Below are 15,179 nucleotides of genomic sequence, written 5' to 3' on the forward strand. Positions count from 1 at the left end.
ATACATAGAAACCATAAAAACACCAGTTAATGTGTTTATTAATAAAATAAGATGGATAACTGATATTATTATTTATCATGGTTAAAAACCAGTTATCTTATTGATTGCTATATACTTTTCAACAAGCAATACAAAATTTGTATTCTAAATCAAATCTATTAAGTCCTGATCAACCCAAAATTATTATAATTAATATTAATATATATGTCTATTCTATAGCATATACAATCTCTTAAAAATTACCATCTATAAAGATCTTACCATTTAAGAAATTATACTCTATATCATAGGCAATCTGAAATCTATTTAATATATATAATTTAGATAAACCTATCATAATAGGTTATTATTACTCATTTCTTAGATAAGTGGCCATACCTTGTTATTGATAAAAGCTACCAATTTTAGTATTATAAAAATAATTTTTATATGAAAATCTCAGAACAGATATAAAATATTAAATTTTCCTACATTTGTTCTGAAAAACTTATAAAAATATAGTTTTAATATTTTTGTAGATTTTTAATTTTTAATAAAAATGAAAGGAAGACTAATAAACACCTACTAATCTGATCTAGTACAAATAAAAAAATCAATCAACTCTTAAAAATCACTTATAAAGTGAAAAATCTTTCATATTTCATATTCTGAAAACTACGATGATCTCAGTTCAATATAACATATATGATAAAAAATTATGTATATTAAAATATAATAAAATACAATCGATGTATCATATTAACAATCATATGTCTGAGTTGACATAACATAAATAACATTAATCATAAACTATTTTGATTCATAAAAAACGCAAGACATAGATATACCTAATATACTATTTTAGATCTATTATCAATAGAAACTAATTATCAAATTATTTATACAAAACCAAAATCTATATTAAGAAAATCTACGTGAAACATAATAATATTAAATAATTAAAATGATCAAAACTTAGTGATATACTTATTCTATAAAAAATATCTATATTACAATGACTTAATGTAGTATTTCATATCTTATATTTTCATTTACATATAAAAATTTATAAAAATGTCTTCTTTTAGAAGATTAATAAGATATAAAATAATGACAAAGAATCAGATGACTTATTAACTTAGATGATTAAACCTCATGTATTTTTTGATCTTAGATTATCTGAAAAATAAAATACATTTAAGATAACATAAATCTTAAACCAAAAGGATTCAGAAAGATATGGTCCCCTAACAGTGTTTTTCCCATACATCTGAATTCTACTAAGATTAATATTTATCTTAGAATAACCATCTTTTCGATCTTAAATAAGTTATTAATGAAGATTTAATCTCTTAGAATATAGATCCTAAACATTCATTATTTATATAAACACGTATTCTATAAACTCAGATCAAACACAAAAAATAAATCAGATGTAATATAATTAAGTACTGTTTAATATCAAAATTCAAAATAATTATAATACTATTATTTCAATGATCTAAATTAACCATTCTTGTACAATTTCAAAAAGATAAATGAAATGATTATATAATCTAAACAATAGAACTTGAAATCATAGATCTATTAAATATTGATTTCATTCTCAATAACTCTTTAATCAATTCTTTTATGACAAATTATTTTGCATCTTCATCTACGGTGATGAATACAAAAGATCCATAGTTTAAAACATGCTATGTATTCCAATGTGTTATAAAATACATTCATATAGTAAAACTATACTATTTTAAAATTAATCTTTTATTTTTTAATAAAGCTGCATCGATTTTAAGACAAAATAAAAAGCATAGTCACATAAATTGATTCACTCACTTTTAGTGGATTTTAACTCAAATTATTCAAAAAATTGATTAATTTTTGCTTTTAAAATATCAATTGCAATACGATTTTTCCCTCCTCGTGGTACTATAATATCAGCATATTGCTTACAAGGTTCAATAAATTGCAAAAACATAGGTCGTACTGTTTCCTGATACTGAGCTATAACCGAATCCATAGAACGACCGCGCTGGTTTACATCACGTTGAATGCGACGCATAAGACAAATATCAAGAGGTGTATCGACAAAAATAGAAAAATTCATTTCTTTTCTTAATTTAATATTAGTCAAAAGTAGAATACCTTCAAGAATAATCACCTTTTTTGGTTGTATATGAAGAGTTTGACCAGTACGAGTATGTTCAACATAACTGTATATCGGAAGGTTAATTGCATTCCCTGATTTTAAAATCTGTAAATGTTGTAAAAGCAAACCATGATCCATAGAATTTGGATGATCATAATTAGTTTTAACGCGCTCAGTCATAGTAAGATGCCCTTGGTCTCTATAATAAGCATCCTCAGGAATTACACCAATATTTTCGTCACCAAAACGAGCTCGAACTTCATGATACAATGTACTAGCAATAAGACTTTTCCCCGAAGCAGATGCGCCTGCAATACCTATGATGACGCATTTATGATGCGACTTTTCAACCATATTTTAACGACCTGAACTTAAGACCATATTAACGGGCAAGTGCTCCATCTAGGATTCTAGATATTAGAAAGGATAGCAACCAGAAAATCAAAAGAGATATAACACTAAGTAGCCTGATATTCGAAATAGTACTCCTATAGTATATTGGCATCATCTAGCAACACCAGATTATCTAAAATCTGTAAATCTAATCTAACTGAATACCCTACCCTATATATTATAAAATGCGTATTCTATAAATATTAGTACAACTCATTCAATTAGAAAAACATCTTAAAACCACCTCCTCTTTCATTCCACCAATTAAATCTTATAATAACAAGACCTTCACAGAACTAAATTTAGTGTTGGTTCTACAATATGCTACCACACTACAATTATTTGCAATTCATCCTTGCCTACTTAGAAAAAATTAACATTACTGCGTACAAAGTTTCTATAAGATTCTCTAGCACACACTTTAAAAAACATATAAAAAGATTTACAAGTAATAAACCGCTAGTTACATCACTAACACATAACTAGTTCATACACACTACAGCTTATTAATTGTCAAAAAGCATGCCATTCTTAGTCTATACTTACTAAGTATATCTCTAAGAACCCCTAGAGCATCCTACATTCGAAAAATGTTTTATAGCTATAAATTTTAGTATATTTAATAATAAGGTGATTTACTATAGATAGATTACCTTCGAAATTCATCACCTAAAATTAATCACGAAGAATTTCTAACGCAAAAGATTAAATGCGATATTATCGTTTGCCAAACAATAATTCTGATATATGAATCTATCCAATATTATCTTCTATAACAGACCCATTTTTAATGGTAGATCATTACTTATGATCATTACATACTAAATATCAAAACTAGATTCTTTGATCATATACACAATCTCATACATTATTTCTTACTAATTCTAAAATACAAGATATCCACACTGAAAACTACATTATAAGTCTTTAAATTATTAATGTCACTAATCCCACAAACCATATCTATTAGATGAACCACGCATATTGCTGACCTAGTTTAATAACCAGACTAACCATCATTCAAAAAACTGAGCAGTATTTAATAGAAAGAGCTGTACACTTCGTCGTCGAATAGAGAGCTCTTCTCTACTACATATCTCTATGACCATATTCTATATAGGACTACATGAACAGAATATTTGATTATATTCTTACTCTAAGACTTGTCTAACAAGGCTTAATTTTTTAATAGATTAATTAGTAGATTTAATTTTTTTAGATTTTCCGTATAAGCGAGGTGCATGAAGTTCTTAAGTGTGATAAACAACCTAATACGATATTAAAAAATTAATTCTACATAAGTTTTAAAAGACTAGTGCTCTCATCTTTTAATACATAAAATATCTATCTTATCACTAATGTTCAATTAATACGAATATTTAACGTTTTCCTCTTAAATTATATTATATCTAATAGAATTAATATTCTTTGATTTTGGTATTAGTTAACTCTCATAGACGTCAGAATAATAATATCAATTAATTATTCAGTTTTTAATAACCTAATACTTCAAATTATTCATATTTTCTATAATTATCTTTTAGATCTTGACAAATAACAGCAATTTTCTTTTTTAGATTCTTCATATTAGAAAATTATAATACCTATCGTAATTTTATAAATTAAAAACTCAAAACATCATATACTTCTATCTGTATGATAATACATATGGTAATAATATAACAAACTAACTACCCACTACTTGAAAAATAAATCTTTGAAACTTTTTAGAAAATGTTAATATTTTATATTTCAAGATACATGATGCTCTGTAGTAAATTGATCCACTAATTTTACCAATTCATCTACTGTTGGTTGCATTAAGGCTTGTTCCGCTAAAACCTGAACATCCTGAAACTTAACGCTACGAACAAGTTTTTTAATAGGTGGAATCGCAATCGAACTCATACTAAATTCATCTAACCCCATACCTAATAACAACAATGTAGCATGTAAGTCTCCTGCTAATTCACCACACATTCCTGTCCATTTTCCTTCAGAATGAGAAGCATCAATCACCTGTTTAATCAACATTAAAACAGATGGAGATAAAGGATTATACAGATGAGAAATCAAACCATTACCACGATCTACAGCTAAAGTATACTGAGTTAAGTCATTTGTTCCAATGCTAAAAAAATCAACCTCTTTTACTAAATGATGAGCAATGACTGCAGAAGCAGGTGTTTCTACCATAATACCAATTTCAATTCGATTATTAAAATCTCTTCTTTCTTTACGAAGTTGAATTTTTAAAAAATCTATCTGTTCTTTTAGAAATCGAACTTCTTCCACAGAAATAATCATAGGGAACATAATACGTAACGTACCAAACGCCGAAGCACGCAACATAGCACGTAACTGAGCATGTAAAATGTCAGTACGATCCATAACTATACGAATGGCACGCCAACCAAGACAAGGATTAGCTTCCCGTGGAAGGTGCATATATGGTAAGTCTTTATCACCACCGATATCCATCGTTCGTAAAATTACACCCTGATCGCCTACTGCTTTAGCTATAGATTGGTAAGCCTGAAATTGCTCCTCTTCACTCGGTAACGAATCCCTATCCATAAACAAAAACTCTGTACGATAAAGACCTATACCTTCTGCTCCACAACAATCCATCCCTATAATATCACGTCCATTTCCAATATTAGCACTAAGCTTAACCTTATGACCATCAAGAGTCATTGCTGGAAGACTCTTAAGTTTAGCTAATTCATTATTTTGAATAGAATATTGATGAGCTAAAGCTTTAAATTCCGCAATTTTTTCCGGAGAAGGATTAATATAAACTTGATTATTAATCGCATCTAAAATCAAAAAATCATCATTTTTCACTTGACTCGTTATATTTCCAGCACCAACAATAGCTGGTAATCCTAGTGAACGAGCCATAATCGAGGTATGCGAGGTGCGACCCCCAGCATCAGTGATAAACCCTAAAACCTTTTTCAAATTCAGCTGTGCTGTTTCTGATGGAGTTAAGTCTTGAGCAACCAATAAGACTTCCTCATTGATCGCACTAAGATCTACAATATGTAAACCAAGAATATTTTTCAGTAAACGCTTTCCAATATCACGCACGTCAGCTGCACGTTCTTTTAGGTATTCATCATCCAGCTCTTCTAACGATTTTGCCTGAGATCTAATAACAGTAAACACAGCTGCATCTGCAGTATATAGCTCATCTTTAATTAATAATAATACGTCCTTTTCCAGCTCTTCGTCTTCTAAAAGCATCAAGTGTCCTTCAAAGATTGCTGCTTTCTCTTCCCCACAAACTTCTCTAGCTTGAATGGCAATACTTTTAAGTTGTTCAACAGCTTTTTGGCGTCCGTCAAGAAATCTTTGAACTTCGTTGTCTTGTCTTTCAACAGAAATCTTCTCATAGTTTATGATAATCTCTTCTTCTTTAAGTAGAAGAGCTTTGCCAAAAGCTATACTTGATGATGCTAAAATACTTGAAATCATAATCTATACCTTTATCTTCTAGTGTTGACATAAAGAAGAAAAAAATGCAGCACTGTATTAATATTTTTATGAAAACACTAAATAAACTAATCTAGTTAATCTCTTCATTTTTTCCAAAAATATTTCGTAAACTATGTCAAAATAAAGAATCACTGATGTGCTGTAATTAATATTACATTCCTTTTTTCAAAAAAATGTAGTCTAAACCTATCTATTCAACCTAATCTACATCTTTAATTTCATACTACTATCTATTCTACTATCTTAATTTTTCTTTCATAGTCAACTGTCAGTTCAAATAGATTCCCTACAATACAATCTGAAAATTAATAATTTCATAAAATATTTAATTAAAACAGAAGCTCTGTTTAGCATTATGGAATAATACTAATGAAGTAAAGATGGTGTCTTTTATTACACAAATTATTTTTTAAAACTAGTTAATAACTCGTATAGACTCTAGTATAATTAAAATTATTATTATAAAGATAATTAACCTATTCTAATAGGTCCTGCAGTTGCTAAAAACCTGTACTATCACTAAATTAGTTTCTAATTTCAGTATATCTAAATATCCTTAAATAATATACAATCATAGTTACACTAATTAGTTTTAGACTAACATATACATTTAACTAAATTTATTAAACTTACATAGTTTATATCATACCACATCTGAATTTAGAATATTGATGATAGATATCATATTTATTTTGATATAGATACACAAATCTCATGAAAAAATAATCAATACAATATCTCTAAATTATTTCAATTTAAATAAAATATAATTATATATTCATGTTGTATTTAAATTAATTTTAAAACATTATATAAAAGAGTATTTAAGATCAATTATAAATAAGCTACACTATTATGAATTCTAATTAAAAATGATCTTACTTGAAAACACATGACAATAACTAATAAAAATATTATCTCTCAGTTAAAGAGAATTTTGTAATTTAATTGAAAAGAATAAGAAAAATAGCGCTTAAGCATGAATACACATTCAGATTCCTTAGCTAAATTTAGAAAATAAAGAATCAATGTGTCTTTAATTTGTAATTGTAATAATGTATGATTCAAGGTTCGATTATGAGTACATGTATAACTAGAGCTCAAAAAAAAAGGCGCTGGTTAGAAATCGGAAAATGGTTAAGTATTATATTTTTTTTTCTGATTGCTATCATAGGAAATGTTTGGTTTTCTAACGTTACTGTATCTCTGCGCATATTTGCTATTATTCTACTTCTAACTATAGCAGTGGGAATTTTTCGATTAACAGAAAAAGGAAAAATAACCATAGTCTATATTAATCAAACATATAAAGAAATAAGAAAAATTATTTGGCCGTCTCGTCAAGAGACATTTAACACAACATTAATTGTTAGCGCAGCAACTGCCGCTATGTCATTAATTTTATGGGGACTTGATAATCTACTCGTTCGCATCATATCATTTATTACTGGCCTGAGGTTTTGAGATGTCTGAAGCTCCTAACAAGCGCTGGTACGTAGTTCAAGCGTTTTCTGGATTCGAAAGTCGCGTAGCTCAGTCTCTACGTGAATATATTAAATTAAATAAAATGGAAATACTATTTGGCGACATCATGGTTCCAACCGAAGAAGTAGTTGAAATCCGTCGTGGTCAACGTCGTAAAAGCGAACGAAAATTTTTTCCTGGATACGTATTAGTACAAATGGTTATGAACGATGCAAGTTGGCATCTTGTGCGTAGTGTACCCAGAGTTATGGGTTTTATTGGGGGCACTTCAGACCGTCCAGCACCAATCAGCTTTAAAGAAGCTGATGCAATAATGAACCTGTTACAACAGGTAGGAGATAAACCCCGCCCAAAAACACTTTTTGAACCAGGTGAAATGGTCCGTGTGAACGACGGTCCTTTTTCCGATTTTAATGGCGTTGTGGAAGAAGTTGATTATGAAAAAAGTCGTCTCACAGTATCTGTATCTATTTTTGGTCGTGCCACGCCAGTTGAACTAGACTTTGCTCAAGTTGAAAAGGGATAATTATTTCTCCTTCGAAAGCTAGATATGCAATTATCATTAGTGATAAAATCAGTCATTATATATGAATTATATGATACTAAATAAAAAAATCCCGCCTTTCTAGCACTATCTATCTGAATATCTAAAGATTGAAAGATGCATACAATGATTCTGTGATTTGGCGCTTTTATTTTTATCTATGATATAAATAGATATGCATCAGCTATAAAGCGCCGTTAACTAAACAGTGCAATCACCTTACTTGAGGTATTATTATGGCTAAAAAAATACAGACCTTTGTCAAACTGCAGGTTGCAGCTGGTATGGCAAACCCTAGCCCTCCAGTAGGTCCAGCCCTTGGTCAAAGAGGTGTAAATATTATGGAATTCTGCAAAGCATTTAATACAAAAACAGATTCATTTGAAAAAGGACTCCCAATTCCAGTGGTCATTACTGTTTATACTGACCGTTCCTTTACTTTTATTACCAAAAGCCCTCCTTCAGCTATTCTTCTTAAGAAGGCAATTGGTGTAACATCTGGTTCTGGAAAACCAAATCAACAAAAAATCGGCACGTTATCACGTTCCCAATTACGTGAAATAGCTGAGATTAAATCTAAAGACATGACGGGATCTAATATTGAAGCAATGACACGTTCCATTGAAGGAACTGCTCGTTCTCTAGGTCTGGTCATAGAGGACTAAAAATGGCTAATCTAAGCAAACGAATGCGAAAAATTTCTGAAAATATTGACCCAACCAAGCTATATGAAATAGACGAAGCGCTATCTATCCTAAAAGAACTAGCGGTTGTTAAATTTATAGAAAGTGTTGATGTAGCAGTAAAATTAAGTATTGATCCACGCAAATCTGATCAAAATGTTCGTGGTTCGACCATACTACCTTATGGTACTGGCCGTATGGTACGCGTAGCTGTATTTACTCAAGACACCAACGCTCAAGCTGCGATAGAACAAGGTGCTGAATTAGTAGGAATGGAAGATCTTGCAGAAAAAGTCAAAAAAGGTGAGATCAACTTTGATGTAGTTGTTGCATCTCCAGATGCTATGCGTATTGTTGGTCAATTAGGACATATTCTTGGACCACGAGGCCTTATGCCTAACCTAAAAGTCGGTACTATAACAAATAACATTAGAGAAGCCGTAAAAAATGCTAAATCAGGTCAAATTCGTTATCGTAACGATAAAAATGGAATCATCCATACTACTATTGGTAAAATCAATTTTAATGCAAATCACTTACAGGCAAATTTAGAATGCCTATTAAATGCTCTTAAAAAATCCAAACCACCTCAATCAAAAGGAGTCTTTATCAAAAAAATTAGCCTCTCGACTACTATGGGAACCTGTGTTACATTAGACCAAACCAGTCTGAAAAACTGGACTAGTTAATCTTTTTTCTTTACCAAAGAATTTTTCCTGGAATCTAGGCTCGTAATACTTTAATAATAATGGAAATACTCAACCGCTTAATACGAGTTTACATAATATTGATCACTAAGCATGCCTCTTAAAATATAACTATGATTAAAATTTGTCAATATCTCGATAGATTTATAAATCATTCTTAACAGACCTATTAGGTTGGGATCAGTCTAATCTTGTATTTTATATTTTAAATTCCTTTCTTAATTAAAAGAAAGGTTGCATATGAAGCTGGGACTTAGTTTCTAAAACATCTATTATCAAACATACCAATAAAATCAAAATAGTTTTAACGTCTATAACTGGATTCATATTACCATAGTTAAACAGCCGCCTATAATCAGGCAATTGAGCAACAGTAAGCCTCTGTGAATTTCAGAATAATCCAGGAGCAACAGACAATGGCCCTAAATCTTCAAGAAAAAAAAACAATTGTTGCTGAAGTCAGGAACGTAGCTAAAAACGCATTATCTGCGGTAACAGCAAGTACATGCGGTATAAGCGTCAATAAAATCAACGAACTTCGTAAATCAGGTCGAGAAGCTAACGTTTATATGCGTGTTATACGTAACACTTTACTGCGCCGCATTGTTGAAGATACTCAATTTGAATGCTTACAGTTAACATTCACTGGCCCAACCTTAATCGCATGTTCAATGGAACATCCTGGCATAGCTGCCCGTTTATTTAAGGAGTTCACCAAAACCAATGTTAATTTTCAAATTAAAAATGCAGCCTTTGCAAACAAGCTAATCAGTGCAGATCTAATTGACCAATTAGCTAATCTACCTACTTACCATGAAGCAATGATACGATTAATAGTCACGATAAAAGAAGCTTCTGCTGGAAAACTATTGCGCACTTTGGTTGCTTTACGCAACCAAAAAGAAGCTAATACTTCTTAAATCAACGAGCTTATCTTTTCTTTTATTTGCTTACGTAAAACTACTGTCTTAAATTTTAGGAAAATACAAATGTTAATCACTAAAGAACAAATTCTTGAAGGGGTTGCAGCATTATCTGTAATGGAAATAGTTGAGCTTATATCTGCTATGGAAGAAAAATTTGGCATATCCGCAACGTCTTACGCCATAGCAGGCCCCTCTGCTGATGTTGAAGATATAGAAGAAAAAACAGAATTCGATGTCATTCTGCAATCTATTGGTGCAAATAAGATAGCTGTAATCAAAGCAGTACGCAGTGCTACTGGATTAGGTCTTAAAGAAGCTAAAGATCTCGTTGAGTCTTCTCCAGCTACATTAAAAGAAGGAATTAGTAAAGACGATGCCTCTTCATTACAGAAGTTATTAGAAGTAGCTGGTGCAACTGTAGAAATAAAATAAAACAATATAGTTTAAGGAAATGCTATATCTTTATTAAAAGATATTAGTTCTGCTTATAATTAATAAGGATTGAATAACCATGTTTGTAAATTATAGAAGATACAAAATATGGACACTATTGAGTTAGTGACTTACTTAAGATCTTTCTCTGACTCGGATGCAACAGATTCAGATAAAAACATGGAATCATTGCATCAGAGAAAGCATATAGTAGGACCAATATCGATCTACCATTCATATTATTCTTATTTAAATCACATGGAATAACTACCCCCCCTTTTTACATGGGCAGAAAGGTTCTATTTTCATCAAACTGAGGAACCCTATGGTTTACTCCTATACCGAGAAAAAACGTATTAGAAAAGATTTTGGAAAACGCCCAGAAGTACTGGGGATTCCCTATCTTCTTTCCATTCAACTTAACTCGTTCCGAAAATTTATTGAGCGAGATCCAAAAGGTCAATATGGTCTAGATGCAGCATTCCGCTCAGTATTCCCGATCCAAAGTTATAGTGCTCATGCAGAACTACAGTATGTCAGTTACTTCTTAGGTGATCCTATTTTTGATGTGAAAGAATGTCAGATTCGTGGTGTTACATTCTTTGCTCCTTTGCGAGTAAAACTACGTTTAGTTGTCTACGAGAAAGAAGCCCCAGAAGGAACCGTTAAAGATATTAAAGAACAAGAAGTCTATATGGGGGAAATCCCCTTGATGACCGATAACGGAACCTTTATTATCAATGGAACAGAACGTGTTATTGTATCTCAATTACATCGTAGTCCTGGAGTATTCTTTGATAGCGATAAAGGTAAAACACATTCATCAGGTAAGGTTCTTTATAATGCCAGAATTATCCCATATCGCGGTTCATGGTTAGATTTTGAGTTCGATCCAAAAGATAATTTATTTGTTCGTATCGATCGACGACGTAAACTCCCTGCAACAATCATTTTACGTGCTCTTAATTACACGACCGAACAAATTCTTGATCTATTTTTTGAAAAAGTAATATACCATATTCGCAACAAACAACTACAAATGGAGCTTGTTCCGGGCCGACTTCGTGGTGAAACAGCATCATTTGATATTCAAGCAAATGGAACAGTATACGTTGAGAAAGGTCGTCGTATTACCGCACGACATATTAGACAGTTAGAAAAAGACACTATCTCTCATATCACAGTACCAATTGAATATCTCTCTGGAAAAGTATCCGCAAAAGACTATATTGATCATGATACTGGAGAGCTCTTAATCGAAGCCAATATGGAGCTTTCATTAGATCTTATAAATAAACTGATCCAATCCAATCACACACAACTCGAAACATTGTTTACTAATGATTTAGATCATGGTCCATATATTTCCGAAGTAATACGTATTGATACAACTAGCGATCGACTTAGTGCTCTTGTTGAGATTTATCGTATGATGAGACCAGGTGAACCGCCTACTCGCGAGGCAGCTGAAAATCTATTTGAAAATCTCTTCTTTTCTGAAGAACGCTATGACCTTTCTACAGTTGGTCGTATGAAATTTAATCGTTCTCTTCAACGAAGAGAAATCACAGGCGCTGGTGTTCTAAGCGAAGATGACATCATTCAAGTAATGAAAAAACTCATTAGTATACGAAATGGCATCGGCGAAATAGATGATATTGATCACCTAGGAAACCGTCGCATTCGTTCTGTTGGAGAAATGGCAGAAAACCAGTTCCGTGTTGGCCTAGTACGTGTAGAACGAGCCGTAAAAGAACGTCTATCTCTAGGAGATTTAGACACTTTAATGCCTCAAGATATGATCAACGCTAAACCAATCTCTGCTGCCGTTAGAGAATTTTTCGGTTCAAGTCAGCTATCTCAATTTATGGATCAGAACAATCCGCTTTCTGAAATTACACATAAACGCCGTATCTCTGCCTTAGGTCCCGGGGGTCTAACACGTGAACGGGCAGGTTTTGAGGTAAGAGATGTTCATCCAACCCACTATGGTCGCGTATGTCCCATTGAAACTCCAGAAGGTCCCAATATTGGTCTAATTAACTCCTTATCTGTTTACGCACAAACTAACGAATATGGTTTTTTAGAAACACCATATCGCCGAGTAAAAGATGGAGTAGTAACACACGACATCCATTATCTCTCTGCTATTGAAGAAGGTCATTATGTCATTGCACAAGCTAATACCAATCTCAATAAATTAGGTCATATTATTGAAGATTTAGTCACCTGCCGAAACAAAGGTGAATCTAGCTTATTTAATCGTGCGCAGATTGACTATATGGATGTCTCAACCCAACAAGTAGTTTCTGTTGGCGCATCATTAATCCCATTTCTAGAGCATGATGATGCAAACCGAGCATTAATGGGGGCCAATATGCAACGCCAAGCAGTTCCAACTCTACGTGCTGAGAAACCATTAGTTGGAACTGGAATGGAGCGCGCTGTAGCTGTTGATTCTGGTGTTACCGCTGTCGCAAAACGAAGCGGTATCGTTCAATATGTAGATGCAGCACGCATTGTAATAAAAGTCAATGAACATGAAATGCACCCAAACGAAGCCGGTATCGATATTTATAATCTAACTAAATATACACGATCAAATCAGAACACCTGTATTAATCAAAGACCTTGCGTTCAGATTAATGAAAATATTAAACAAGGCGATGTTCTGGCAGATGGCCCAGCAACCGATCTTGGTGAGTTAGCATTAGGTCAGAATATGCGAGTCGCTTTTATGCCGTGGAATGGATATAATTTCGAAGATTCTATATTAATATCAGAACGAGTTGTTCAAGAAGATCGATTTACCACTATTCATATCCAAGAACTATCCTGTATTTCACGTGATACAAAACTAGGTCAAGAAGAAATTACCGCTGATATTCCAAATGTTGGCGAAGCTGCGCTCTCTAAGCTAGATGAATCGGGTATTGTATATATCGGTGCTGAGGTGAAAGGCGGCGACATTCTTGTTGGGAAAGTAACTCCAAAAGGAGAAACTCAACTCACACCAGAAGAAAAACTCCTGCGAGCCATTTTTGGCGAGAAAGCTTCTGATGTAAAAGACTCCTCTCTACGAGTACCTAATGGAGTTGCAGGTACTGTCATTGATGTTCAAATTTTTACACGTGACGGTGTCGAAAAAGACAAACGAGCTTTAGAAATTGAAGAATTACAACTAAAAGAAGCAAAAAAAGATTTATCAGAACAAGTCAAAATTCTTGAAACAAGTCTGTTTAACCGAATTTATGGCCTACTTCTTTCTAACGGTATTCAAGCAGAAACACTTAAAAATCTTCCCCGGTCTCGATGGTTAGAAGTCAACCTAGTAAATGAAGAAAAACAAAAACAATTAGAACAGTTGGTCGAACAATACAATGAACTCAAAAGTGAATTTGAGAATAAACTCGATACAAAAAAACGAAAAATAACACAAGGTGATGACTTGGCACCAGGCATACTCAAAATCGCTAAAGTATATCTAGCGGTTAAGCGTCAAATTCAACCGGGTGATAAAATGGCTGGTCGTCATGGTAATAAAGGTGTTATATCTAAGATTAATCCAATAGAAGATATGCCTTATGACGAACATGGTATTCCAGTTGATATTGTTCTAAACCCTCTAGGGGTACCATCACGTATGAATATTGGTCAGATTCTTGAAACCCATTTAGGTATGGCAGCAAAAGGAATTGGACAAAAGATCAGCTTCCTGCTTAAAAAACAGGAAGAACTATCTAGTCTTCGTGAATTTATTCAGCGTGCCTATGACCTCGGTACTCATGTTCGACAAAAAGTTGATCTACAAGCCTTTAGTGATAACGAAGTGTTATCACTAGCCAGTAATCTTACAGACGGCATGCCTATTGCAACTCCAGTTTTTGATGGCGCACAAGAAAGTGAGATCAAAGAACTATTAAAGCTAGGTGGCTTACCCTCTTCCGGTCAAATTACCTTATTTGATGGCCGTACTGGTGAAGAATTTGAGCGTAAAGTTACTGTAGGCTATATGTATATGTTAAAGCTCAATCATCTTGTTGATGACAAAATGCATGCTCGCTCAACAGGTTCCTATAGCTTAGTCACCCAGCAGCCTCTAGGTGGTAAAGCCCAATTTGGGGGACAACGTTTTGGTGAAATGGAAGTATGGGCCTTAGAAGCATACGGTGCTTCATATACTTTACAAGAAATGTTAACTGTTAAATCTGACGATGTTAACGGTCGAACTAAAATGTACAAAAATATTGTCGATGGGCATCATCATATGGAACCGGGAATGCCAGAATCTTTCAACGTACTTTTAAAAGAGATTCGTTCTCTTGCTATCAATATCGAGTTAGAAGATGATGAATAGGTACTAATGTCTGTTTTACTGGT

Annotated in this window: 9 protein-coding genes; 7 read left to right on the top strand and 2 right to left on the bottom strand. The window is 32.6% G+C overall.

The genetic code is table 11. The features are described 5' to 3' along the window. Window positions 1–1,837: 1,837 nt before the first annotated feature. Window positions 1,838–2,482, bottom strand: coding sequence for a uridine kinase (gene udk / locus ERCIPICE3303_RS02000; RefSeq protein WP_157991061.1), 645 nt, complete (start codon window positions 2,480–2,482; stop codon window positions 1,838–1,840). Between the two features lie 1,791 nt (window positions 2,483–4,273). After that, the gene (gene ptsI, locus ERCIPICE3303_RS02005; RefSeq protein ID WP_157991062.1) at window positions 4,274–6,001 is read right to left on the bottom strand and encodes a phosphoenolpyruvate-protein phosphotransferase PtsI; all 1,728 of its coding nucleotides are present in this window, start codon (window positions 5,999–6,001) and stop codon (window positions 4,274–4,276) included. A gap of 1,098 nt (window positions 6,002–7,099) precedes the next feature. Between ptsI and secE the strand changes: the two genes are divergently transcribed. The 7 genes from secE to rpoB all read left to right on the top strand — a co-directional run bounded on the left by secE (window position 7,100) and on the right by rpoB (window position 15,156). Further along, window positions 7,100–7,486, top strand: a complete 387-nt coding sequence (gene secE, locus ERCIPICE3303_RS02010) for a preprotein translocase subunit SecE (protein WP_157991063.1) — start codon at window positions 7,100–7,102, stop codon at window positions 7,484–7,486. Between the two features lies 1 nt (window position 7,487). Next, window positions 7,488–8,033 (top strand): transcription termination/antitermination protein NusG, encoded by a 546-nt coding sequence (gene nusG, locus ERCIPICE3303_RS02015; RefSeq protein ID WP_157991064.1) that lies wholly within the window; start codon window positions 7,488–7,490, stop codon window positions 8,031–8,033. A gap of 254 nt (window positions 8,034–8,287) precedes the next feature. Further along, window positions 8,288–8,716, top strand: coding sequence for a 50S ribosomal protein L11 (gene rplK / locus ERCIPICE3303_RS02020; protein WP_157991065.1), 429 nt, complete (start codon window positions 8,288–8,290; stop codon window positions 8,714–8,716). A gap of 2 nt (window positions 8,717–8,718) precedes the next feature. Next, window positions 8,719–9,423, top strand: a complete 705-nt coding sequence (gene rplA, locus ERCIPICE3303_RS02025; protein ID WP_157991066.1) for a 50S ribosomal protein L1 — start codon at window positions 8,719–8,721, stop codon at window positions 9,421–9,423. A gap of 434 nt (window positions 9,424–9,857) precedes the next feature. Then, window positions 9,858–10,361 (top strand): 50S ribosomal protein L10, encoded by a 504-nt coding sequence (rplJ, locus tag ERCIPICE3303_RS02030; RefSeq protein WP_157991067.1) that lies wholly within the window; start codon window positions 9,858–9,860, stop codon window positions 10,359–10,361. Between the two features lie 69 nt (window positions 10,362–10,430). After that, a complete protein-coding gene (gene rplL, locus ERCIPICE3303_RS02035) occupies window positions 10,431–10,799 on the top strand; it encodes a 50S ribosomal protein L7/L12 (protein ID WP_157991068.1) in 369 nt (122 codons plus the stop codon). Window positions 10,800–11,124: 325 nt separating this feature from the next. After that, entirely contained in the window at window positions 11,125–15,156 is a 4,032-nt protein-coding gene (rpoB, locus tag ERCIPICE3303_RS02040) for a DNA-directed RNA polymerase subunit beta (RefSeq protein ID WP_157991069.1), read from the top strand. Window positions 15,157–15,179 lie beyond the last annotated feature (23 nt).

The organism is Candidatus Erwinia haradaeae (genome assembly GCF_900699015.1).
GTDB lineage: Bacteria > Pseudomonadota > Gammaproteobacteria > Enterobacterales > Enterobacteriaceae > Erwinia_E > Erwinia_E haradaeae_E.